Annotated in this window: 21 protein-coding genes; 10 read left to right on the top strand and 11 right to left on the bottom strand. The window is 62.5% G+C overall.

Translation table 11 applies throughout. The features are described 5' to 3' along the window. Nucleotides 1-81 precede the first annotated feature (81 nt). The 7 genes from pcaQ to ACGTNG_RS12020 form a co-directional block, all read right to left on the bottom strand. A complete protein-coding gene (pcaQ, locus tag ACGTNG_RS11990; RefSeq protein WP_394577284.1) occupies nucleotides 82-996 on the bottom strand; it encodes a pca operon transcription factor PcaQ in 915 nt (304 codons plus the stop codon). A gap of 131 nt (nucleotides 997-1,127) precedes the next feature. After that, nucleotides 1,128-2,306, bottom strand: a complete 1,179-nt coding sequence (locus ACGTNG_RS11995; RefSeq protein ID WP_394577285.1) for an alpha/beta fold hydrolase — start codon at nucleotides 2,304-2,306, stop codon at nucleotides 1,128-1,130. A 103-nt stretch (nucleotides 2,307-2,409) separates the two neighbouring features. Continuing rightward, nucleotides 2,410-3,240, bottom strand: a complete 831-nt coding sequence (locus tag ACGTNG_RS12000) for a 3-oxoadipate:acetyl-CoA acetyltransferase (RefSeq protein WP_394577286.1) — start codon at nucleotides 3,238-3,240, stop codon at nucleotides 2,410-2,412. Nucleotides 3,241-3,312: 72 nt separating this feature from the next. Further along, nucleotides 3,313-4,515, bottom strand: coding sequence for a 3-oxoadipyl-CoA thiolase (gene pcaF / locus ACGTNG_RS12005; RefSeq protein ID WP_394577287.1), 1,203 nt, complete (start codon nucleotides 4,513-4,515; stop codon nucleotides 3,313-3,315). Between the two features lie 13 nt (nucleotides 4,516-4,528). Next, the gene (locus ACGTNG_RS12010) at nucleotides 4,529-5,302 is read right to left on the bottom strand and encodes a CoA-transferase subunit beta (RefSeq protein ID WP_394577288.1); all 774 of its coding nucleotides are present in this window, start codon (nucleotides 5,300-5,302) and stop codon (nucleotides 4,529-4,531) included. Further along, complete coding sequence (locus tag ACGTNG_RS12015; protein WP_394577289.1) at nucleotides 5,302-6,132, bottom strand: CoA transferase subunit A; 831 nt, start codon at nucleotides 6,130-6,132, stop codon at nucleotides 5,302-5,304. Before ACGTNG_RS12015 ends, ACGTNG_RS12010 begins: the two co-directional genes overlap by 1 nt. Nucleotides 6,133-6,305: 173 nt before the next feature. Then, complete coding sequence (locus ACGTNG_RS12020; RefSeq protein ID WP_394577290.1) at nucleotides 6,306-7,664, bottom strand: class-II fumarase/aspartase family protein; 1,359 nt, start codon at nucleotides 7,662-7,664, stop codon at nucleotides 6,306-6,308. Between the two features lie 139 nt (nucleotides 7,665-7,803). Here ACGTNG_RS12020 and ACGTNG_RS12025 point away from each other — a divergent pair, with 139 nt between their 5' ends. Both ACGTNG_RS12025 and ACGTNG_RS12030 read left to right on the top strand, forming a co-directional pair. Beyond that, nucleotides 7,804-8,595, top strand: coding sequence for an IclR family transcriptional regulator domain-containing protein (locus tag ACGTNG_RS12025; RefSeq protein WP_394577291.1), 792 nt, complete (start codon nucleotides 7,804-7,806; stop codon nucleotides 8,593-8,595). Between the two features lie 26 nt (nucleotides 8,596-8,621). Then, nucleotides 8,622-9,572, top strand: a complete 951-nt coding sequence (locus tag ACGTNG_RS12030) for an AEC family transporter (RefSeq protein ID WP_394577292.1) — start codon at nucleotides 8,622-8,624, stop codon at nucleotides 9,570-9,572. A gap of 610 nt (nucleotides 9,573-10,182) precedes the next feature. Here ACGTNG_RS12030 and cas6f read toward each other — a convergent pair. From cas6f to ACGTNG_RS12045, 3 genes are read right to left on the bottom strand one after another with little or no spacing between them, the layout of a single operon-like run. Beyond that, nucleotides 10,183-10,803, bottom strand: coding sequence for a type I-F CRISPR-associated endoribonuclease Cas6/Csy4 (gene cas6f, locus ACGTNG_RS12035; protein ID WP_394577293.1), 621 nt, complete (start codon nucleotides 10,801-10,803; stop codon nucleotides 10,183-10,185). Nucleotides 10,804-10,814: 11 nt separating this feature from the next. Beyond that, the gene (locus ACGTNG_RS12040; RefSeq protein WP_394577294.1) at nucleotides 10,815-11,393 is read right to left on the bottom strand and encodes a type I-F CRISPR-associated protein Cas7f/Csy3; all 579 of its coding nucleotides are present in this window, start codon (nucleotides 11,391-11,393) and stop codon (nucleotides 10,815-10,817) included. 8 nt (nucleotides 11,394-11,401) lie between these two features. Further along, the gene (locus ACGTNG_RS12045) at nucleotides 11,402-12,394 is read right to left on the bottom strand and encodes an IS30 family transposase (protein ID WP_394577295.1); all 993 of its coding nucleotides are present in this window, start codon (nucleotides 12,392-12,394) and stop codon (nucleotides 11,402-11,404) included. 970 nt (nucleotides 12,395-13,364) lie between these two features. Here ACGTNG_RS12045 and ACGTNG_RS12050 point away from each other — a divergent pair. The 4 genes from ACGTNG_RS12050 to ACGTNG_RS12065 all read left to right on the top strand — a co-directional run bounded on the left by ACGTNG_RS12050 (nucleotide 13,365) and on the right by ACGTNG_RS12065 (nucleotide 17,264). After that, complete coding sequence (locus ACGTNG_RS12050) at nucleotides 13,365-14,111, top strand: TVP38/TMEM64 family protein (RefSeq protein ID WP_394577296.1); 747 nt, start codon at nucleotides 13,365-13,367, stop codon at nucleotides 14,109-14,111. A 520-nt stretch (nucleotides 14,112-14,631) separates the two neighbouring features. Beyond that, the gene (locus ACGTNG_RS12055) at nucleotides 14,632-14,925 is read left to right on the top strand and encodes a cation transporter (protein WP_394577297.1); all 294 of its coding nucleotides are present in this window, start codon (nucleotides 14,632-14,634) and stop codon (nucleotides 14,923-14,925) included. Between the two features lie 211 nt (nucleotides 14,926-15,136). Beyond that, nucleotides 15,137-16,219 (top strand): YncE family protein, encoded by a 1,083-nt coding sequence (locus ACGTNG_RS12060; RefSeq protein WP_394577298.1) that lies wholly within the window; start codon nucleotides 15,137-15,139, stop codon nucleotides 16,217-16,219. Between the two features lie 322 nt (nucleotides 16,220-16,541). Then, entirely contained in the window at nucleotides 16,542-17,264 is a 723-nt protein-coding gene (locus ACGTNG_RS12065) for a cytochrome c biogenesis CcdA family protein (RefSeq protein ID WP_394577299.1), read from the top strand. Nucleotides 17,265-17,412: 148 nt separating this feature from the next. Here ACGTNG_RS12065 and ACGTNG_RS12070 read toward each other — a convergent pair whose 3' ends face one another. After that, complete coding sequence (locus ACGTNG_RS12070; RefSeq protein WP_152484028.1) at nucleotides 17,413-18,495, bottom strand: L,D-transpeptidase family protein; 1,083 nt, start codon at nucleotides 18,493-18,495, stop codon at nucleotides 17,413-17,415. Between the two features lie 1,153 nt (nucleotides 18,496-19,648). Here ACGTNG_RS12070 and ACGTNG_RS12075 point away from each other — a divergent pair. The 4 genes from ACGTNG_RS12075 to ACGTNG_RS12090 all read left to right on the top strand — a co-directional run bounded on the left by ACGTNG_RS12075 (nucleotide 19,649) and on the right by ACGTNG_RS12090 (nucleotide 21,446). After that, nucleotides 19,649-20,002 (top strand): YHS domain-containing protein, encoded by a 354-nt coding sequence (locus ACGTNG_RS12075; RefSeq protein WP_394577300.1) that lies wholly within the window; start codon nucleotides 19,649-19,651, stop codon nucleotides 20,000-20,002. Beyond that, nucleotides 19,995-20,333, top strand: a complete 339-nt coding sequence (locus tag ACGTNG_RS12080) for a DUF5676 family membrane protein (RefSeq protein WP_253939448.1) — start codon at nucleotides 19,995-19,997, stop codon at nucleotides 20,331-20,333. The genes ACGTNG_RS12075 and ACGTNG_RS12080 overlap by 8 nt, the downstream gene beginning before the upstream one ends. A gap of 3 nt (nucleotides 20,334-20,336) precedes the next feature. After that, nucleotides 20,337-21,008 carry a methyltransferase family protein gene (locus ACGTNG_RS12085; RefSeq protein WP_152484030.1) on the top strand — a complete coding sequence of 224 codons (672 nt, stop codon included), beginning with the start codon at nucleotides 20,337-20,339 and terminating at the stop codon, nucleotides 21,006-21,008. 183 nt (nucleotides 21,009-21,191) lie between these two features. Next, entirely contained in the window at nucleotides 21,192-21,446 is a 255-nt protein-coding gene (locus ACGTNG_RS12090) for an SHOCT domain-containing protein (protein ID WP_394577301.1), read from the top strand. Nucleotides 21,447-21,451: the final 5 nt, after the last annotated feature.

The raw sequence follows: 21,451 nt of genomic DNA on the forward strand, positions 1-21,451 counted from the left end.
CAGTGTGTCGCCCTGTCGCAGGCCTGCCAATTGACGTTCGCACCGCCTTTCATAACCTCTGGGTTATGTCTTACCTAGCATCTACCACGCCGCCGCCACCTCCCTCAGCGTCTCGCAGAACCCCTCCAGAGCCAGCGACGGTTCCAGGCTGCTGTTGGTGCAAAGCCCCACCGACCCCCCATGCTGCTCCAGCGGCAGGGCCAGCTCGGCTAGCCGGCCGTCCAGCAGGGCATCGCGCACCGCTTCCTCGGGCGCCACCCAGACGGCATCGCTCTGCGTGGTGTAGCGATGACTCAACGGCAGCGACAGGGTCTCCAGCTGACGCCCCGGCAGGCGAAGGGAATGGCGCACGAAGAAGCTGTCGACCCGCTGGCGCAGAGTGGTCTGGGGAGGAGGCAGTACCCAGGCATATTCCCGCAGTCGATGGGGCTCGAGGGGCTCGACCCGCGCCAAGGGATGGCCAGCCCGCACCACCAGCACCAGGCGCTCGTAGTAGAGGTGCTCGTAAGTCAGGTCGCGGATCTCGCGGGCCTCGGTCATACGCCCCACCACGAGGTCCAGCTCCCCCCGGCGCAGCCGGGAGAGCAGGAAGGCGCTCGGCCCCGCCACTACGTTGACACCGGCTTCGCCGGACTCGGCCTGTTGCCAACGCTGGATGGCCTCGGGCAGCAGGCGGCTCTCGACCGTGGAGAGTGCTCCCACCCGCAACCAGCGCACTCCGGCATGCGCCTCGCCCAAGGCGCTGACGCCCTCCTCCAGGGCCCGGATAGCCGGGCCGGCGTGGCGCAGCAGGGTCAAGCCGGCCTGGGTCAGCGCTACTCCTCGAGAGGTCCGCTCGAAGAGCGCGGTGCCCAGGATCTCCTCCAGTTCCTTGATAGTCTTGGAGATACCGGGCTGAGTGATCGCCAGGCGATCGGCGGCACGGGCGAAGCTGCGCTGGCGTGCCACCTCGAGAAAAGCCTGGAGATGACGCAGCTTGATACGGGCATTGAGCATTCGGGTCTCCTGGTGGCGCGGGGCGAACCGCCGCCCATTCGCCGGAACAAACAAGACGAAGCCGGCCAAGAGGCCGGCTTCGTAGCTTGCCATAGCGGCGCGGGGACAGCGCCTCAAAAAAACCGGCTGGTTCAGGCCTCGCCGCTTCCCCAGCCCAGTTCCTTGGCTAGGGCGAAGGCATGATTGGCCGCCGGCACGCCGCCGTAGATGGCCACATGCATCAGCACCTGGCGCAGCTCGGCCTCTGAGAGCCCGATGCGTTTGGCGGTCTTGAGGTGCAACGTCAGCTCCTCGCGACCTAGTGCGGCCAGGATCCCGGTGGTGATGAGGCTGCGCTCGCGACGGGTCAGGTCCTCGTTGCTCCACAGCTCGCCCCAGGCCAAGCGGGTGATCATCTGCTGGAAGGGGGCGTCCAGGCTGTTGGCATTCTCGGTGGAGCGAGCCACATGTTCTTCGCCCAGCACCTGCTGGCGGGTCTCGAGACCGGTGGCGTAGTCAACGCCGCGGGCCCCCACGTCGCCTAACTCCACCGCCGTCACCGCCAACAGTTTCTCGGCGAACAGCGCCGGCACCTCCACGGAGGGCACGTGGCCGACGTTCTCGAGAACCTCGAGGGGCCCACCATCAAGCTCGCCCGCCAGGGCCTCGAGCGTGGCCGGCGGGGTCGCCATGTCCTCGCTGCCACCGAACAGCTGCACCTTCACGCCCTTCCCGGACAGCTTGCCGGTAAAGGTATCGCGCCCCAGCATCTCGCACAGCCGCGCATAGGACTCGTCGTCGCCGCGGCCCATCTGAGTGCACCATCCGGTCTTCAGGGCCGGCTCGGCCTCGAAGCAGGCCGGGGCGAACCAGCGCGGTACTATCTCCTCGGACATCGCCGCCAGGCCCTCCTGGCGCACGCGGCCGGCACGGGTATTCCACAGTTCGGCGTTGCCGATCACCGCCCCGGTGTTGGTCAGGGTGGCGGAAAGCAGCCGTTCGCCGTGCTCGCTGATCAACTGCTGGCCCACCACGCCTCCGATAGAGGTGCCGGCGAAGTGGAAGCAGCCGGCACTGGCGTGGTCGGCCAGGGCCAGGGCTTCGCTTGCCAGGTCGGCCGGGGTGATCGGCCCATCGCCCCAGGCCTGGCTGGCGCCGTGACCGGGCAGGTCCCAGGTCAGCACGCGGTAGCGCGGCAGCAGCGCCGGCAGGACGTCATCCCACACCGCCTGGCTCATGCCCAGGGGATGGGCCAGCATCACCAGGGGGTTGGCCTCGGCGCCGAGCAGGCGATAGGCCACGCTGCGGCCATTGATGTTCAGAAATGCCATGGAAGTCTCTCCTGACGACTAACGTCAAAATTCAATGTTGTCCCCCTCGACGGCGGTCTGGATCCCCGTCAGAGGCCCCCGAAAAGGAATCGATGGCGAGTCGTCAGACCGCCTTGAGCCCCAGGATCTCGCGAGCCTGCTGCCAGGTAGCCACCGGGCGCTCGTACTTCTCGCAGAGCGTTGCCACCCGCTCGACCAGGGCGGCATTCGAAGGGGCCAGGCTCTCCTTGTCCCAGCGGACGTTGTCCTCAAGGCCGGTGCGCGTGTGGCCGCCGGCGGCGATCGACCACTCATTGAGCACCAGCTGGTTGGCACCGACACCGGCCCCGCACCATTGGGAACCCGGCGCAAGCCGTTCGAGGGTCTCGATGTAGAAGTCGAAAGTCGGCTTGTCGGCCGGCATGGCATTCTTTACGCCCATCACGAACTGGACGTACAGCGGCGCCTTGATCTTGTCCTGCTTCATCAGGTTTACCGCCTGATGGATATGCGACAGGTCAAAGGCCTCGATCTCGGGCTTGATGTCATGGGTCAGCATCTCGGAGGCGAGCCAGTCCACCAGGTCGGGAGCATTCTCGTAGACGCGTGTGGGGAAGTTGTTGGACCCCACCGACAAGCTCGCCATGTCGGGCTTCAGCGGCAGCATGCCCCCGCGCTCACGCTCGGCACCTGAGCGGCCGCCGGTGGAAAGCTGGATGATCATCCCCGGGCAGTGCTTGCGCAGCCCTTCGAGCAGACGGGCAAACTTCTCGGGATCCGAGGTCGGGGTCTGATCGTCGTTGCGGACATGGCAGTGCGCAATGGTCGCTCCGGCCTCGAAGGCCGCCTGGGTGCTCTCGACCTGTTCCTCGATGGTGACCGGAACCGCCGGGTTGTTCTCTTTGCGTGGCAGGCTGCCGGTGATGGCAACGCAGATAATACAGGGATTTGACATGGGAACCTCACGTTATGCCCAGGGGCTAGTGTGGAGGGTCTGGCGCAGTCTCAAAGGCGGCGCCGCGGGCGCCTAGGCCCGCTCGATCAGGGTGGCGATGCCCTGCCCCACGCCCACGCACATGGTGCACAGGGCGTAGCGTTTGCCGCTCTTCTTGAGCTCGTGAGCCGCAGTCAGCAGCAGGCGGGCGCCGGACATGCCCAGCGGGTGGCCCAGGGCGATGGCGCCGCCGTTGGGGTTGACCCGCGGGTCGTCGTCTTTGATGCCCAGATCGCGCATACAGGCCAGCGCCTGAGCGGCGAAGGCTTCATTGAGCTCGATGACGTCGATCTCGTCGAGCGACACGCCGGTGCGTTCGAGCAGCTTGTTGACTGCGGGCACCGGGCCATAGCCCATGATGCGCGGCTCGACGCCGGCGGTGGCCATGCCGAGAATCTTCGCTATGGGTTTCAGGCCGTGCTGCTCCACCGCCGCGGCGCTGGCCACCAGCATGGCGGCGGCGCCGTCGTTGACCCCGGAGGCGTTGCCGGCGGTGACGCTGCCGCCCTCACGGAACGGCGTGGGCAGGCCGGCGAGCTTCTCGAGGGTCGTCTCGCGCAGGTGCTCGTCCTGGTCGAAGATCAGCGGCTCCTGCTTGCGCCGCGGGATCTCGATGGCGGTGATCTCGAGGGCGAAGCGCCCGGCCTTTTGCGCGACGGCGGCCTTCTGCTGGGAGCGCAGGGCGAAGGCGTCCTGATCCTCCCGGGCGATCTTGAACTGCCCGGCTACGTTCTCGGCGGTCTCGGGCATGGAATCGACGCCGTAGGCCTTCTTCATCAGCGGGTTGATGAAGCGCCAGCCGATGGTGGTGTCCTCGATCTGTTGGCCGCGGGAGAAGGCGTTGTCGGCCTTGCCCATTACGTAGGGCGCACGGGACATGGACTCCACGCCGCCGGCCAGGGCCAGCTCCATCTCGCCGGCCTTGATGGCGCGGAAGGCGGTGCCCACCGCGTCCATGCCGGAGCCGCACAGGCGGTTCAGGGTGGTGCCGGGCACGGAGGTCGGCAAGCCGGCCAGAAGTGCCGACATTCGCGCCACGCTGCGGTTGTCCTCGCCGGCCTGGTTGGCGCAGCCCATGAAAACATCGTCGATGGCCGCCGGATCGAGCCCCGGTGCCTCGGCCAGCACCGCCTTGAAGATGCTGGCGGCGAGATCGTCGGGGCGCACGCTTGCCAGGGTGCCGCCGAAGCGGCCCACCGCACTGCGCCGCGGATGACAGAGGAATACGTCACTCATGATGAATCTCCTGTTACTCGCCGGCGTGCTGGCGTTCGGTTCTGTCCTTCAGCTCGCGAAGGATCTCGAGCTCATGCGCGGAGGGCTCCGGGGTGCTCTCGAGCTCGCCGGCGAAGCGAATCTCCCAGCCGGTGGCGTCACACACGTCCTCGCGGCTCACGCCCGGGTGCAGGGAGACCACCGTGAGCTCCCTGGTCTCCGGATCGGGCTTCATCACGCAGAGGTCGGTGATGACGCGAGTGGGCCCCCTGCCGATGTTCGGCACGCCGTCGCGGCCCTTGCCGTCGCGGCCGAAGCCCAGGGTGGTGACGAAGTCCACATCCTTCACGAAGGCGCGCTTGGAGTGCTTCAGGGTGATGAAGACCTCGCCCGCATTCGTCGCAATTTCTGGAGCACCTCCGCCTCCCGGCAGGCGCACCTTGGGCGACTGGTAGTCACCGATCAGGGTGGTGTTGAGGTTGGCGTAGCGGTCGATCTGGGCGGTGCCCAGGAAGCCCACGCTGATCTTGCCGCCCTGCAGCCAGTAGCGGAACATTTCCGGCACCGCGACGGTGGTTAGCGCCGACTCGGCGAGCTCGCCATCACCGATGGAGAGCGGCAGCACGTCCGGCTTGGTCTGCAGGGTGCCGGACTCGTAGATCAGCACCACGTCGGGGGCGTGGGTCAAACGCGCCAGGTTGGCGGCCTCGGAGGGCAGGCCGATGCCGACGAAGCAGGTCATGCCGTTTTCCAGCGCGCGGGCGGCGGTGACGGTCATCATCTCGGCGGAGGTGTAGTCGAGGCTCATCAGGCGTTCCCCCCTGCGTTCATGACATTCTCTTCGATCCAGGCCGTGAAGGCGTCGCGATCCCGGGCGATGGCATCCCACTCCTTGTAGAAGCGGTTGTCGCGCGGGTAGTAGCCATGGGCATAGGAGGGCAAGGCGCCCTTCTCGGCCACGGCGATGGCCGCGATGGCCCAGCCCGGGATGAGGCAGGCGTTGGGGTGATAGTCCGGCTCGGCGGTCAGGTCGTCGACGATCTCCTCGACGGTGACGATGCTGTGCGTCGCCGCCAGCACGGCCTCCTTCTGCACGCCGACGATCCCCTCCACCAGCACATTGCCCTGACGGTCCGCCTTCTGGGCGTGGACGATGGAGACATCGGGTCGCACTGCCGGCACCGCGGCCAGGCGCTCGCCGGTGAAGGGGCACTCGATGAACTTGATCTGGTCGTTGACGTTGGGCAGCTCGCTGCCGACGTAGCCGCGCAGCACGGCCAGAGGCAGGCCGGCGGCCCCGGCCTCGAAGGCGCAGGCCATGGCGGCATGGCTGTGCTCGAGGATCTCGATCTGACGCGGCCAGCCCTTCTCCACGGCGTCGCGCAGGCGATGCAGGGAGCCCACGCCGGGGTTGCCGCCCCAGGAGAAGATGACCTTCTTCGCACAGCCCGCACCGATCAGCTGATCGTAGATCAGGTCGGGGGTCATGCGGATCAGGGTCAGGTCACGCTTGCCCTGGCGAATCACCTCGTGACCCGCGGCGAAGGGAATCAGGTGGGTAAAGCCTTCCATGGCCACGGTGGCGCCGTCCTCGACGTAGCGCGCGACCGCGTCATGCAGGCTCAGGAATTCGGCCATGGGATCTCCTCCTGGCGGTGGCTCTCTATAAGTTCGAATGACGAACTTTGATTTGTGATGCGAACAAATTACCCCCGCCACGGGCGCCCGTCAAATCCCGCCGGGCACGCACGAAAAAGGGGAGGCCTGGCCTCCCCTCGCGATCACCGAGAAAATGTCGAACTTACAGTGGATTACTTGCCTTCCAACCAGGCGAGGGCACGCTGCACCTGGGCTCGACTACTACCAAGGTATAAGGCCGGATCACTGGCCCGCTCGAGGTCGGTACGCGCGACGCGCCCCGCCACCTCCTCGTGCTCCGCCAGGAGCTGTTCGTGCAATACCTGGGCAAAGGGGCGTCCCGTCAGGCGGGCCGTCTCGGCGGCTTCTGCGCTGATACGCTTGGCAGCGTCCTGGCCCACCACCGGGGCCAGCAGGCGCGAGACCGGCTCGGCCATGATGCCGCCGCCCGTCGCCGCCAGGTTGCGCCGCATCGCCTCGGGGTGCACCTCCAGGCCCTCGAGCAGCACCGCGGCCTGTTCCAGCGCGCCTTCCAGCAGCAGGGCACTGTCGATCAATGGCGCCCACTCGGCGTGCCACTCGCCCAGCCCCCGTTCCAGGGGCTGGGCCGCGGCGTTGAGCAGCACCGTGGTATGGCCATGCACCTGGCGGGCGGCGCCGCGGATCAGCGCGCAGCGCACCGGATTGCGCTTGTGCGGCATCGAGGAGGACTCCCCCATGCCGGGGGCCGCCGGCTCAGCCACCTCGCCGAGCTCCGTCTGGGTCAGCAGCGACACGTCCAGGGCCAGTTTCTCGGCGGCGCCAGCGGCGGCATCGAGCCCCGTGGCCAGGGCATGGATCGGCTGTCGATCGGTGTGCCAGGGCAGCACGGCAGCCGCCAGTCCCAGCCGCTCGGCCAGGTCGTCCATGAAGGCGAGGCCCTGCCCGTCACAGCTCGGCCCGTCTAAACCAGAGTGCACCCCCACGGCCCCGCCGAACTGCACCGGCAGCTCGAGGCCGGCCAGGCGACGGCGGGCCTGTTCCAGGCCGATGGCCCAGTGGGCCACCTTGACGCCGAAGGTTATCGGCAGCGCCTGCTGCATCAGGGTGCGGCCCACCATCACGGTCTCGTCATGGGCCTGCATCAGGTCGATGGCCGCGGTGCGACAGCGCACCAGCAGCGCATCGAGGGCGGCCAGGCGCGGCGTCAACAGCAGCATCAGGGCCGTGTCGACCACGTCCTGGCTGGTAGCGCCCTGGTGCCAATAGCGCTTAAGCTCCTCCGGCAAGGCGGCGCGCCCCTGCTTGACGAAGGGGATGGCCGCATTGCCGCCGCTGGCGACGCCCGCGGCGATCGCCTCCAGGTCGAAGGCATGCGCCTCGAGTGTCTGGCGCATGGCCGGGCCGGCGCCCTCGGGTACTGCGCCGCGGGCCTCCTGGACCTCGGCCAGGGTCAGCTCGAAGGCCAGCATGGCATCGACCATGGCCCGGGTGTTGCACTCGGCCAGCGCCTGCTGACTCATGAAGGGGTGCTGGATCAGGGCGGCAGGCATGACGGTCTCTCCGGTGGTTAAGTGGGGCGTCGACCGAGGGGCGGACAGCCCCCCCTAAGTCGCACACATGTTCGCATTTCGAACAAATATGCTAGATTAGACCATGGTTCTTCGGCAACACGAGCAAGGATATCGACGGATGGATACGTCTCTGCAGGACCAGGCCCTGAGCCCCGATGATCGCGACTTCGTCACCGCCCTGGCCAGTGGCCTCGAGGTCATCCTGGCCTTCGACGAGGCCCACCCGCGCATGACGCTCAGCGAAGTGGCGTCACGCACCGGCATGAACCGTGCCCGGGCACGACGCTTCCTGCTGACGCTCCACGCCCTGGGCTACGTTCGCAAGCAGCAACGCCACTTCGAGCTGGCCCCCAAGGTGCTGAGCCTCGGCTACGCGTTCCTGTCGGCCAATCAATACCGCAGCGTGATCCAGCAGATTCTCGAAGACATCACCACCGAGTGTGGCGAATCCTCATCGCTCGGCGTGCTGGACGGCGATGACGTCACCTATGTGGCACGCTCCTCGTCCCGCCACCGGCTGATGGCCATCACCCTCTCGGTGGGCACGCGCCTGCCCGCGGCCCACACCTCCATGGGACGCGTGCTGCTGGCCCAGTTGCCAGAAGATGAGTTGGACGCCTTCCTCGAGAGAGTGGTCCTACAGCCGCATACCGACAAGACCATCACCGACAAGGCAGAGCTGAGGCGCTGCATACTCGAGGTGCGCCAGCAGGGCTACGCCATCGCCGACCAGGAACTCGACTCCGGGTTGCGCTCGGTGGCGGTGCCGGCCTTCGATGCCAACGGCCGCCTGCTGGGCGCCATCAACATCAGCACCAATGCGGCCCGCATCGACTACGACACCCTGGTTCGCCAGTACCTGCCGCTGCTGCAGGACAAGGCCCGAGAGATTCGCGCCAGCGCCAGCTGACCCCCTGCCACCCCAAGGACGGCCAAGTGCTAGAGATACTGGCGATCACGCTACCGATCTTCCTGCTGATCGGCGCCGGCTTCATCGCGGCGCGCACCGGCCTGCTCAGTCGTGACAATCTGCAGGGCGTGGGCACCTTCGTCATGTACCTGGCGTTGCCTTCGCTGATCATCCGCGCCCTGACCGACTACCCCCTGGAGGAGGTCTTCGACCCGACCTACCTGCTCGCCTATGGGCTGGGGTCGTTGGCGGCCTTCCTGCTGGGGCTGGCGCTGTCCGTGGGGCTGCGCGGCAGGCGCCTGGACGCCGGCGCCATCCATGCGCTGGGCATGTCGGCCTCCAACAGCGGCTTCATCGGCTACCCGATCGCCGTGATGGCGATCGGCCCGCCGGCAGCGATCTTCATGGCGCTCAACATGGTGGTGGAGACTCTGTTCATCATCCCCTCGGCGCTGATCCTGGCCGAGGCCAGCCGCCAGAACGGCAACGGCGTCGGCCAGATTGCACACCAGACCCTCATTCGCCTGACGCGCAACCCGGTGCTGATCGGGCTGCTGATCGGCATCCTCCTCGCCGTGACCGGGCTGAGGCTGCCGGGCCCGCCGGCCAAGGCCATCAACATGCTGGCCGAGGCGGCGGGACCCGCGGCCCTGTTCACCATCGGCGGCATGCTCCATGGCCTCCGGGTGCGCGGCATGGCCGTGGATGTCGGTCAGGTGGTGCTGGGCAAGCTCCTCCTGCACCCCCTGGCCGTGCTGGGAGTCTTCCTGCTGCTGCCCCACCCTGACCCGCTACTGGTCGCCGGCGCCCTGCTGTTCGCCTGCGCCCCCATGATCAGCGTCTACCCGCTCTTTGGTAAGCAGTTCGGTCAGGGCGATGCCAGCGCCGCCGCCCTGATGGTCAGCACCCTCGCCTCCTTCGTGACCATCAGCCTGGTCATCTGGCTGCTGACGCGGTTCGCCCTGCTGCCGATCTGATTTCCGACCCCGGGTGACTTTGTGGCAGTTTATGCAGACGGATGGTGCATGCGATGTCGTTTCTACGTAAACTTTGCACAATCTGTGCCTACAAATCAGTAGGTTGGATGAAAACTTTCACTAAAAGACAGCATAGATTTGAAGCATTAAATTGCATAATCCTGTATTGTGGGGACTGATTAGGTAGGCATGTTGTAATTTTTCCAAAGGAATGAAAAAAATCCCCACCCAAGCAAGCGGGGAGGGGGAAGGCTGCCTGTACGGCAGTTGTACCACGTCTCGGCTTTATCGGTATCGGGCTAATATTTTTGGCTGCCTTTTCGGCAGTTCACTCGCCGGTGATAATTGCGCACATCCCCTCGTTATTTTTGGCTGCCTATGCGGCAGTTCACGCCGATATTCAGGTCATCAATCATGCCCTGCTATTTTTGGCTGCCTATGCGGCAGTCTACTACACAAAAAACCACTAACCCATTTATTTATCAATGAATTAAGCTACCATCTCTTCAACCAACCTTTCTAACCAAGTGCTTATCAACCCATTGAAAATCATAAAAAATATTACGACCATACAAAAAAGAGTGGCGAAATTTAAGCAAAAACATTTAGCTTATGGGACCAATGCTCTAATAGGCACAGTTCCCCGGGATACCTGATTAGTGGCTAGCCCATACGAACTGAATACTTTCCCAGCTTCTCTTTTTTCCATATAGGTGGCACCCGCTTCCATTTGAATATGCAGCATGAATGACTGCCCGGTACTGCTACTCTCCATAAAGGATGAGTGAAAGCGTTCAACCTCCCTTTGGTTAGCCAATTTTTCTGGTTGAAAGGCCTCCCCTCTTTCCAATGCCCTTTTCTTTGCTCTTTTCAGCCTTCTTCGCATTTCACCTGGAAAAATCTTCTTGATACCTTGATTACGAACAAACCTTACCTCATCAATGCTCTCATCATCGACCATGCCAACATCACCCACATCAAACAGACCTTCCCCTTTCATCATGGATAAATAACCACACTCTCTAAACAAACTCAGCTTAGTTTTATCTTCACATACAAAGTCCATCACATCACCAAGCGATTGAGCTGACCAGCAAGGGAAAGAAACACCTATATCAAATGGATGATTGTTGATAACAAAGTAATGAAGCGCAGTCATACTGCGGCCTGACAGCAGACCTACGTCAGCATCGGGAACAAGATAGCGCACAGAGAAAAAATACCTATTCATATCAGTCGACTCTATTTACCCTTGCTCTTCTGAAACATCCCGCCTTTAGCAAGCACGGCCATCAAATAATGATAGTCGGGGCTGATACAACCTTTCTTCTCAACATCTTTCAAGAACTCATCTGACTTAATGAGAAAAGAGTAAAAGTCACGGCCAGATAGTGCCCCTCTCCTTGCTAACAGTGTATCACTGTCAGCACCATACTCACTGACACGTAAAGCTTTTTCCGCGCCTTCTTCCCACCAATCATCTACCATTTGAATGGCAGCACCAACCTTCGTAGAAGTAAAGCATGCTGCTTCTCGTCCATCGCTCATTATCGTCTTCGCTAGCTGCTTAGTGGGTAAACTCCTGCCATCTGACTTATTAAGGAACATCTGACTAGGAAAAATTTCTTGACAAAACCCCACTCTAAGCTTGGCAGTAATTTCAGCAAACCAAAAAACCTTAGGGTCATGTAATGCACGACTCATACCCGAGGAAATCTTATCAAGAGTTTCTCGCGAATGTTGATCCCACTGTAATGGGTCTTTACCGCACCGATGAAGATTACTGACCAAAACATCACTGTCATGGTCAGCGATTTTCATACCTGAATTCAAGCAATAAGCGCAGCACCTGCGGTATCCAGGGCTCCTGAGTACTCCCCCAGGAACACCTGTGCCGGTGTCCGATAGCCGAGCCGTTTTCGGGGGCGATCATTCAGCTTCTTTACCACCGCGCGCAGCTCGGTATCGGTGACCTGGCGGAAGTCCGTTCCCTTGGGGAAGTACTGCCGTATCAGGCCATTCGTGTTCTCGTTGGTCCCTCTCTGACCAGAGCAGTAGGGATCACAGAAGTACGTCGCCGCCGTCACCGACCTGGCCACGGCTTCGTGGTCGGCAAATTCCGAGCCATTGTCCAGCGTTATCGTTTGAACAGCTCCCCGGCGAGGCTTCAGCAGGCGGATCATGGCCGCTTTCGTCAGCTCCGCCGAGATCTTGGGCAGCCGTGCCGCCAGCAGATAGCCGCTGCGACGCTCGACCAGCGTAACCAGGCCCGATTGCTTATGTCCCTGGATCACGGTGTCGCCCTCCCAGTGGCCGATGAAGCGCCGGTCATTGACCTCAGCCGGTCGGTGCTCGATGCCTAACCGGTTTGGGATCTTGCCCAGCCCAGCGCTCTTGGCCTGGGCACGGTGCTTGCTGCGTCGTTTCGGCTGACGGAGATGGCGCCAGAGATCGCCACCCAGTGCCTTGTCGTCCCAGATCAAGGAGTAGATCCACTGATGACTGACACCTACCCCGGCCAAGGGGGCTATGAAACCGCTGATCTGTTGTGGGCTCCACTCCTCACGCAGCCGGCCAGCCACAGCGGCAATCATGCTAGGCAGGCGCTTCGTCCACTTCCAGGCGATACGCCGCCGGTGATCACTGAGGATCTGGGCCTGCTCGGGATCGTAGCCACCAGAGGTGGCGTTGCGGCGCAGCTCACGACTGATTGTGCTGCTGTGAAGACCCAGCTTCCTGCCGATCTGCCGCTGGCTCATGCCCACGTCATATCGGGCGTGGATCTGGTATCGTTGGATCTGGGTCAGCTGTCGGTATCCCATGCTCTGCTTCACTTTGGTCGGTAAAGCAGGGAGGGTACCGGCGCTGGCCCTCCTGCCTCTACCGTGCGGTCCAAAGTGCTGCGGTTATTCTATGAATCCAGGAAAGTGACAACAAGGCCTTAAGCATTCGCATCTCTTTCACTCCTTTCACACAATTAACCAAGATCAAGACTGAACAAAACTTAAAATATTCCCACAAGAGACCGCCAGGAATCAATCACAAAGGCGCCCCGTTTTTATCCCTTTACTCTTCCTAAGAAAATGGCTTGGCTTTCTACACCCTTTAGGCTAAAAATAGTTATAATCCCCAATATTCAGCACCATTTCAGCTTGGCTGCGCAGACTGAAAACTGACATGAGTCAACAAAACCACCCTTAACCACTTCCTCATTTTACCCTTGGGCAACCCATAGGTTGTATCCTGATAACAAGCTCGCTTGCGCAACGTGGCGAGAGGTTGACGGCAGACGGCAAAGGAAAGCGACGATGAACAGGCTGGTGCAGTTCATGCCACGGGCAGGAATCACCTGAAGCCTCCTTCTGAGCTGCGCAGGCTATATGCCTGGGTTCATAGAATCACCGCAGCACTTTTGACCACACGGTAGAGGCAGGAAGGCCAGGCGACGACCGAGGGGCCGCACTGGATTCCACCCACCGAAGACGTTGGATCCCGTGTGTGGCAAGACCTCAGCACCGAAAAGGCCAAGCCGAGCGTCCACGATAGCCATGACTACTTTTTCTTCTCCCGTGACTGCCATTGAAGACGGGCAGGACAAAACATGCGCGCTGTGGGGGCTCGGCGTGATAGTGCAACTGGCGAGTGCCGCCGCCCTGAGGCCTCGTCCACTTAAGCGGGCTCAGCATGAGGACAGTGCTCGGACATTGATTGCACCTGCCAGCCGGCTGTCATTCATCCTCAAGGAGGCCGAGTGGGTGCAACGACAAGCGTGGGAGATCAGGATTGGAAAACATGGCCGGGCAGCAGAAGCAGGAGGACGGCGCCCCTTCCCGCTTATCCCAAGCCTCGAGGCGGCGCATCCTATGTGGCGTTGGGCTGCTTGCCGTCTTCCTTGCCACCGCCCTGCTGCTGGGGCGCACCGGGATGCTGCACGCCCTTCAGACAGGCGACACCCTCGAGCAGGCAGTGATACGGCTTGGCCCGCTGGGGCCGGTTCTGATCATCGGCCTGATGACCCTGGCTATCGTCATGAGCCCGATCCCCAGCGCCCCGATCGCACTCGCCGCCGGCGCGGCCTATGGCCATGCCTGGGGGACGCTCTATGTCGCCACCGGCTCCGGTACGGGTGCGCTGATCGCCTTCTCCATATCCCGCCTGCTGGGATATGACGCCCTGAGGGTCTGGTTCGGCGTACGCCCATCCCCGAGCCTGCTGCAGCGTTTCCTTGGCTCGCAGAATGCCCTGATGGCCGCCGTTTTCGCCACCCGGCTGATGCCGTTCGTCTCGTTCGATGTCATCAGCTACGCGGCAGGGCTCTCGCCTCTCAGGGCCTGGCGCTTTGCCGTCGCGACGCTGCTGGGCGTGTTACCGGCAAGTTTCCTGCTGGCGCATTTCGGCGACGAGCTCGCATCCGAGGACCTGCGCCGCGCGGGCCTCACGGTGCTCGCGCTCGGCACCATCACCCTGCTCCCTCTGGCCTGGAAATCCGCGCCGGCACGCTTGCGATCGGCCCTCAGGCGCTGGCTGCATCTCGGGTAGCCGAGTCTCAGCCCCGCCAGGCGCCCTGCTTGAATCGTCAATGATGGGATACTGGGACGCCTAACCCGGCATGCCTGACCGACATCCACATGACATGACGTCCCAACAGGCTCCGCCCATTCAGGGTTGGTTCAGCTTTGCCACCTAGGCTAGGAGTGAGCCTCACGAAACCGGAAATTGCATGACGTCGATCAACGTTTGACGCCGTCCGCCACCTAGGTGCTCCCCTCTCGCTTGACCCTTGCGTTACCCAAGGGTTTTAGGCTTTGGGCCAATCGGCGAAATCCAAGCGCCTAGGCATCACCGGGGTGCTGCCGGAGGCAGAAGGTACGGCGATGGCATCAACGATGCCCTGGGCCAAGGGGTAGGTATCGCCATGGCGACCAGTTCGGTATCGATGCTGGGTAATGCTCTGCAATTACACCGGACGTGGACCTGACCGTGCATGACGCAAATGACAGGGGGGGTGTTCCGTATGTCAAAGAATCAACACCGCCTCGGGGTCTCCGAGGTCAATCTAGTGACTCGCAAGCTGAAGCTCGAGCCCTGCGATCAGGATGAGTTACGCGTCGCCATGGACGAGATCGATGGGCTGTACGGGCTCGAGCGAGTCACTTATGACACCGAGAAGCACAAGCTCAGCATGGCCTATGATGCGTCGTGGCTGTGCATCGACCATATCGAGGCGATCCTCGCCCGGCACGCCATCGAGATCAGCCATGGCTGGTGGACGCGCTTCAAGGAAGACCATTACCGGTTCGTCGACCAGAACATCAAGGACAATGCCAGCAAGGAGCCATGGAGTTGCCATTGACTGCTCTCTTCATCACCGCCGCAGCCATGTCGTTCGGCTCAGTATCGGTGATGCGCCGCTCCCTGCGCTCGAGCAAAACGAGGATCTGACCACGAGGTCTGTCGATGGCTATTGCTCGATGTCGATCTCATCGACGTTTTCCATACCCCCGACCGTCTGCTGACGGTCGCCCACGCCCCTCAGGGGCCTCAATACTTAGGACATGTCTCTCATGAAGAACCCTCTGCACAGTTCTTGGCTGGCTAGTCTCATGGCCGGCATCGCCCTCGCAGCCTCAACGACCGCCCTAGCGGCGAACGACCGGGCCTTCGTGCCGATGGGGACGGCAGATGCCGTGGGTATCATCGACCTGGAGCGTCAGGAGGTGATATCGACCGTGACCGATACGATCAATACGCACGGCTCCGCCCTCACTCCTGACGGACGACAACTCATCGTGGGGAGCCTTTCCCCGCAGGATGCCGGTAGCGAGCTCGCTCGTCCCGAGGGGGTGACGGAAGACGAGCACGCGGCCCATCATGGCGACGGCGGCACAGCTTCCACGAAGGCCGCTAGTACCGGCCTGCTCTACGTCACCGACACGGCCACGAGCCGCATCGTCAGAACACTGGATGTGCCAGGGCCCGTGCATCATGTCCTGGTCACGCAAGACGGGCAGCATGTCGTCTCGACCCATCCCACCGGCGGCGGCATCAGCGTGGTGTCGCTGGAAAGCGGCCAGGTGATCGCCTCCTTGACCACGGGGCCGAACCCGAACTACCTGGTTCAGAACGCAGAGGGGGGTAGCATACTGGTCAGCAACGCCGGTAATGGCACCATCAGCGAGGTGGATCCCCAGCACTGGTTCGTGCGGCGCAACATGCGCGTCGGTGGCAGCCCGGAGCACATGGTGCTCTCGGAGAACGGCGAACGCCTGTACGTCAACGATGATACCGGGGGGAGAGCCCTGGCGGTGGATCTCGCGGCAGGGAGTGTGGCCGAAGAATACGAGATCGGCGCGGCACCTCACGGCATCGACCTGAGTCCGGATGGCCTGAGCCTCTATGCGACGAGTCAGGGCGATAACCGCCTCGTCAGGATATCGCTCGAGGACGGCATACGACACAGCGCCGAGCTGTCTCCGGCCCCGTACCATCTCGCCGTGGCGCCCACTGATGGGCGGGTACTGGTCACCAGCCGCGCAGAACCCCTCCTGTGGATCGTCGACCCGGACTCCCTCGAGGTGTTGCAGACCGTAGAACTGGGGGGCATCGGTCACCAGATATCTCTCGAGGCTTCGCGTTCCGGCAGGTGAATAAGCCGACTTGTCCCATGATCCCATCTCGCGCTCCAGGCGGGTCACCTGCCGATGAGAGTAGATGGGACCTGTCGTAAGGTGTTCGCCTTTCACGATCCGGCCATCGCGCGGTATCGTTGTCTGGACGGCCGTGCCGAGATTCCCGAGGCACGGCCCTGGATCCAACCGCTGCCGACGACGAAGGAACACGAGGCGATGTCCGCCCCATCGCGCTCGTGACCTCTAGGAACACCAGGTGCCGCCTAACCGACCCAGGCCGGCAACTCTGACGGCTGCCGGCCGCTATCCATTCATTTCATTGCATCCAGGTAGAAGCTCAGTGGACACGCTCTCCTCCATCGGCCTGATCGGCGCCCTCTTTGGCGGGCTGCTGTCGTTCTTCTCACCCTGCACCCTTCCGCTGCTGCCCGCCTATCTGTCGGTGGTCACCGGCGGCAGCGCCGGCAAGGCAGATCGACGCTTCGAGGCGATGCTGCTGAGCACCTTCTTCGTCTTTGGCTTCAGCGTGGTCTTCATCCTGATGGGCCTGGGCGTCACCAGTATCGGCCAGCTCCTTCGCGGCTATCGTCAAGAGCTCAACTGGATTACCGGCAGCATCGTCATCGTGCTCGGCCTGTTCATGACGGGCGTGTTCCGACTACCCGTCCTGCAGCGCAGCTTTCAGTGGTCGCCGGAGCTGAGAGGAGGCTCCCCCATGGCGGCGACCTTCTTCGGCATCTCCTTTGCCATCGGCTGGACGCCCTGCATCGGCCCGATCCTGGGGGCGATCCTGATGGCTACCTCGACCACCACCAACGCCCAGGCCGGCATGCTCTACCTGGCGACCTACTCCCTGGGCCTGGCCCTGCCCTTCCTGGCCAGCACCCTGTTGCTCAACAAGTTCAGCCACTACCGGGGTCATCTCGGCAAGTGGAGTGCCTATGCCCGACCGGTCGCCGGCGTGATCCTTATCCTCATGGGGTTGCTGATCGTCTCCGGGACGCTCACCCGGCTCTCCAGCATCCTGGTGGACTGGTTCCCGGCCCTGGCCACGATCGGCTGAGGGTGCCGATCGGAGTCCAACCGTCGAGTCTTCTGCGACTTCTCGACGTAACGTCATCCACCGGCACGACGTGTTCTGTGTCACCGCGCCAGGCGCCCCCGACACGTTGCTGCCAGGGCGCGGATCAGGTGATGCCTGGATGCCGGCGTCACACTTCAAGGGCTTCGAGAAAGCCCTGCTGGCCCCCCAGGTGTTCGTAGATGCCGCCGGTCTCGCTCTCCGCATCGGCCGCCACGGGTTCGGGTTCCGGCGCCGGTCGGATGGCGATGACCTGGCCATCGGCTGCATCCAGCACCCCGCGCAGCTGTTGATAGTCGAGTGCCAGGGATTCCCCACCGGCAGACTGACCCAGCAACGTCAAGGCATCCAGCAGTTGCGCCATGCCATTCTTCTGCACCTCCAGCGGCTGGTAGGCCTGCACGTAGGGCTTGCCCGCGTGCCAGCCGGCCTTGATCGGTTGATCGATGATGTTGACTTGGGTGCCGACGGGAACCCGAACGAAGATCGATTCGATGTCCTCGGGAAACATGCGGATGCAGCCACGGCTGGCACGCATGCCGATGCCGTCCGGCCGGTTGGTGCCGTGGATGAGATAGCCGTCGAAGCCGAGCAGGATCGCGTGGTCGCCGAGGGGGTTGTCCGGCCCCGGCGGGACCACAGCGGGCGCCTGCTCGCCACGCGCCGCCGCTTCCTGACGCACCGACTCGGGCGGATACCAGGCGGGGTTCTCGATGCGCATGGTGGTCTCGGTCTTGCCGAGCGGGGTGTCGAAGCCTTCACGACCGATGCCGATGGGATAGGTCTCGACCCGCGGCGCCTCGCCCTCCTCCACCTCCGGGTAGTAGTAGAGGCGGAGTTCGGCGAGGTTGATCACGATGCCCTCGCGGGGCACCGGCGGCAGCAGGCGCTGCGCCGGGATCACTACCTCTGTGCCCTCCCCGGGCATCCAGACGCTGAGATCGGGATTGGCGCGACGAATCTCCTCATATCCCAGGTTGTGCTCGCGGGCGAGGTCGAGCAACGTCTCCTCGGCACCCGCCTCGACGGTATAGTCCTGCCCGATCAGGTCGCCCCGCTCGGGCAGCGGGTAGTGGCCCTTGGGCCAGTCGTCTGGCGCCCCCGCCGCCTGGAGGGGAGCGCTCCCGGCGGCCAGCAGCAGTACCACTGCCTGAAGCCAGCGCAGAGCCTGACTCACTCCTGTTCGACCAGGCCCATTGGTATCATTCGTCATAACACTATCCTCCGTCACCAGGGAGTCGATATGGGGCGTTCCGGCTGTCGCGCCTTGCCCACCGGGCGAGGTTGGCGACGTGACCACGCCACCAGCGCCATCCCCGCCACCAGCATCGGCAGCGTCAGCCGCTGGCCCATGGTCAGCCAACCAAAGGCGATGCACCCCAGATGGGGATCGGGCAGCCGGATGAACAACTTGGTGGGTTTACACAGCTAGCGGCCAGACCGTGCTCCGGACCGGCGCTGGCGGCAGGGGGGATAGCAGTAAGGGAAAGGGTGAGCAACATCACGTCATTGCAGTGTCTGCAGGGCGCACTGCAGATTGTCAGCCCACCCTGCTCATCGGTTGCTTCCCGCATGGCAGGTACCGAGGCCAGATCAAAAGCCGACTCGACCGCACAGGAATCACCGGCATGATATTCGTCCGCCATGACGAGACCCGGCATCGCTACGCTGATACCCAGCAACTATGTCATGACAAGGCGCGGCATAGGCATCGCCTGGTTCCAAAAGCGCGGATTTCGGCGTGAGTATTTCACGCTACCAGCACAGGCCACAACCTCGATGCCGCACCGAGGTTTACCGCGCCATATGACCTGATTGTGGGTCAATAGGTTCTGGACCATCTTGGAAGGCATCTACACGGAGCCACCTCGGCCACGCTACCACCATATGGCCATGGCGCCACGGCTTGTCACCGCCTGCGGCACGCCAAGAGCCCTTCCCATCCTCTCTTCGGTTCCAGTCTACCTGCTGAGCCAACGCTTCAGAGGCTAAGTCTGACCACACTCCCCAGCCCCACGACTCCAGACGGATACGCGGGGAGATAACCCGTGCCCGCATCGATCCAGGTGACTGCCGGAGTGGCCGCTGTGCGTGCAGAGGCTCTTCCCAGCAGACGCTGGCTGCATCTTGATGCCGTAAACCACCGCCAGGCGTCGGGGGTGCTTCACTGTTCAGCATCAATTCAGTTTCGTTGCGTATGCTTTGAAACACTCCGCAAAACCGAGAGACGTAGGGAAGCGACTCCGGCCTTGGGCTTGGTGCCACGCAGAGGTTCTAACCTTTCTCTAGAAGATAGCGTCTCGGCATATCGCATAAGTCGGCCGATATGACACGGGCCCCGATAATGAAATAGCAGGAGAGAGTCCATGAACGAGCTCATATATTTCATGCTCTGGGCGGGAATCATCTTTCTGATGATGCGTTTTGGCTGCGGTGCTCACGTGATGGGTCATGGTCATGGCAAAGCCAAGCATGGCAAGGGGGCGTCAGAGAGGCAGACGACCACCGAGAGCCTGCGCTGGATTCCGCCAGCCGAGGACGTCGATCCCGTCTGTGGCAAGACCGTCAGCACAGAAAAGGCCAAGCCGAGTGTCCACGAGGGCCATGTCTATTACTTCTGCTCACGTGACTGCCGGGAACGCTTCGAGGCCGCGCCCGAACAGCATCTCGCACCGGCAGCAAAAGTTTTACCTACCCAGCCGGAGAACGAAGATGCCTGATGCCGATGTTCCGCCGCCAGCCAAGCCTCGTTCCGGAACCCGCTTGCCGGTTCAAGCCACGCCACGGATTCCTGTGATCTCGCTCGGGATGAGCATGGGGCTGTTTCTGGCCGTCACCTTCATCCTGTGTGTTGGGTTCGACCTGCTGTTTCCCGACCAAGCGATGTATGAGAGCTGGCTGCGCTTGTTGCCAGGTTTTACTTGGCTCAGTTGGTCAAGCTTCTTCCTAGGCCTGGCTGAAAGCTTCGGCTACGGCTGGTACATAGCCCTGGTCTTCGGCCCGCTCTACAACTTCTTTGTCACACGCCTCAACCGGCGCAGTGGAGCGTAGGCCATGAACGAATCCCTCAATCATACTGGTGACTGGGGCCTCGCGCTGATCGTCATCGTCTTGGTGTCCTGGTTCTTCTATCGCTATTTCGCACCGAAGAACTGGCGCGAATGGACCGGTGCCGGCGCGGTGCAGGCCTTTATCATCGCGCTTTACGCCGAGATGTATGGCTTTCCGCTCACAATCTATCTATTGGTGCGTTTCTTCGGTCTGGATAGCGAGTATGTCAGCGCCAGCCTCTGGTCGACGCTGGTGGGACTGGGAGAAGCCGGCATGCTTGTCTCCATGCTGTTTGGCTACGGGCTAGCGTTTACCGGCATCGGCATCTTTATTCAGGGCTGGCGGCAAGTCTACAAGGCACGGCGCGAGAACCACCCGGTGACCGGCGGACTCTATTCCCTAGTACGGCATCCCCAATACACCGGTTTGTTCATTGCCTTGTTCGGTGAGGGTGTAGTGCATTGGCCGACGCTATTCTCGGTCGGCCTGTTTCCGGTGGTCGTGCTTTCCTATGCCTGGCTGGCCCACCGCGAAGAACGGCAGATGCTGGCTCGATTCGGTGACGGCTATCGCGCCTATCAGCGGCGGGTACCGATGTTTATTCCTCGCTGGGGACAGTGGCGGAAGCTAGCCGATACCTCACGCAATACTCACGATGAGCCGAGGGTTCACTGACATCCTGAATTCACACAACAACAAATGCGTTCGGCGTTAATTTCATTCTACTGAAGATGCCGAACGTTGACCAGGATCAAGAGCAGGATACTTTCACCTCTATTTTATCTTGACCATTGGGTTACCCACAGGTTTTAGCCTGACAGCAGGGCAGGGTAATTCAACATGAATGGAGATCCGACCATGTGGGGCGACATGATGGCGTATATGGAGAGTTACGGCTGGGGGCATATGCTCTTCGGCGGGCTCATGATGGTGTTGTTCTGGGGCGCCGTCATTGCCTTGGCTGTTCTCCTGGTGCGTGGCCTGACCCGAGGCCGGGACGAGACCCCTTCTCAACAGCGGCCAACGGCACTGGACCTTCTGCAAGAACGCTACGCCCGCGGCGAGATCGACCGCGAGGAATACGAGCAACGCAGGCGCGATCTGCGGCATTGACGTCG

The sequence above is a fragment of the Halomonas sp. B23F22_3 genome (genome assembly GCF_043496965.1).
Classification (GTDB): Bacteria; Pseudomonadota; Gammaproteobacteria; order Pseudomonadales; family Halomonadaceae; genus Halomonas.

What these genes read in the sequence shown, in the direction of transcription:
- ACGTNG_RS11995 (WP_394577285.1), bottom strand. Translation starts at nt 2,306, where the DNA reads ATGGCATTTCTGAACATCAATGGCCGCAGCGTGGCCTATCGCCTGCTC.
- ACGTNG_RS12085 (WP_152484030.1), top strand. Translation starts at nt 20,337, where the DNA reads ATGAACGAATCCCTCAATCATACTGGTGACTGGGGCCTCGCGCTGATC.
- ACGTNG_RS12025 (WP_394577291.1), top strand. Translation starts at nt 7,804, where the DNA reads ATGGATACGTCTCTGCAGGACCAGGCCCTGAGCCCCGATGATCGCGAC.
- ACGTNG_RS12050 (WP_394577296.1), top strand. Translation starts at nt 13,365, where the DNA reads ATGGCCGGGCAGCAGAAGCAGGAGGACGGCGCCCCTTCCCGCTTATCC.
- ACGTNG_RS12060 (WP_394577298.1), top strand. Translation starts at nt 15,137, where the DNA reads ATGAAGAACCCTCTGCACAGTTCTTGGCTGGCTAGTCTCATGGCCGGC.
- ACGTNG_RS12040 (WP_394577294.1), bottom strand. Translation starts at nt 11,393, where the DNA reads ATGAAAATCGCTGACCATGACAGTGATGTTTTGGTCAGTAATCTTCAT.
- ACGTNG_RS12000 (WP_394577286.1), bottom strand. Translation starts at nt 3,240, where the DNA reads ATGTCAAATCCCTGTATTATCTGCGTTGCCATCACCGGCAGCCTGCCA.
- ACGTNG_RS12045 (WP_394577295.1), bottom strand. Translation starts at nt 12,394, where the DNA reads ATGGGATACCGACAGCTGACCCAGATCCAACGATACCAGATCCACGCC.
- ACGTNG_RS12015 (WP_394577289.1), bottom strand. Translation starts at nt 6,132, where the DNA reads ATGGCCGAATTCCTGAGCCTGCATGACGCGGTCGCGCGCTACGTCGAG.
- ACGTNG_RS12075 (WP_394577300.1), top strand. Translation starts at nt 19,649, where the DNA reads ATGAACGAGCTCATATATTTCATGCTCTGGGCGGGAATCATCTTTCTG.
- pcaF (WP_394577287.1), bottom strand. Translation starts at nt 4,515, where the DNA reads ATGAGTGACGTATTCCTCTGTCATCCGCGGCGCAGTGCGGTGGGCCGC.
- ACGTNG_RS12090 (WP_394577301.1), top strand. Translation starts at nt 21,192, where the DNA reads ATGTGGGGCGACATGATGGCGTATATGGAGAGTTACGGCTGGGGGCAT.
- ACGTNG_RS12080 (WP_253939448.1), top strand. Translation starts at nt 19,995, where the DNA reads ATGCCTGATGCCGATGTTCCGCCGCCAGCCAAGCCTCGTTCCGGAACC.
- ACGTNG_RS12010 (WP_394577288.1), bottom strand. Translation starts at nt 5,302, where the DNA reads ATGAGCCTCGACTACACCTCCGCCGAGATGATGACCGTCACCGCCGCC.
- ACGTNG_RS12070 (WP_152484028.1), bottom strand. Translation starts at nt 18,495, where the DNA reads ATGACGAATGATACCAATGGGCCTGGTCGAACAGGAGTGAGTCAGGCT.
- cas6f (WP_394577293.1), bottom strand. Translation starts at nt 10,803, where the DNA reads ATGAATAGGTATTTTTTCTCTGTGCGCTATCTTGTTCCCGATGCTGAC.
- ACGTNG_RS12020 (WP_394577290.1), bottom strand. Translation starts at nt 7,664, where the DNA reads ATGCCTGCCGCCCTGATCCAGCACCCCTTCATGAGTCAGCAGGCGCTG.
- pcaQ (WP_394577284.1), bottom strand. Translation starts at nt 996, where the DNA reads ATGCTCAATGCCCGTATCAAGCTGCGTCATCTCCAGGCTTTTCTCGAG.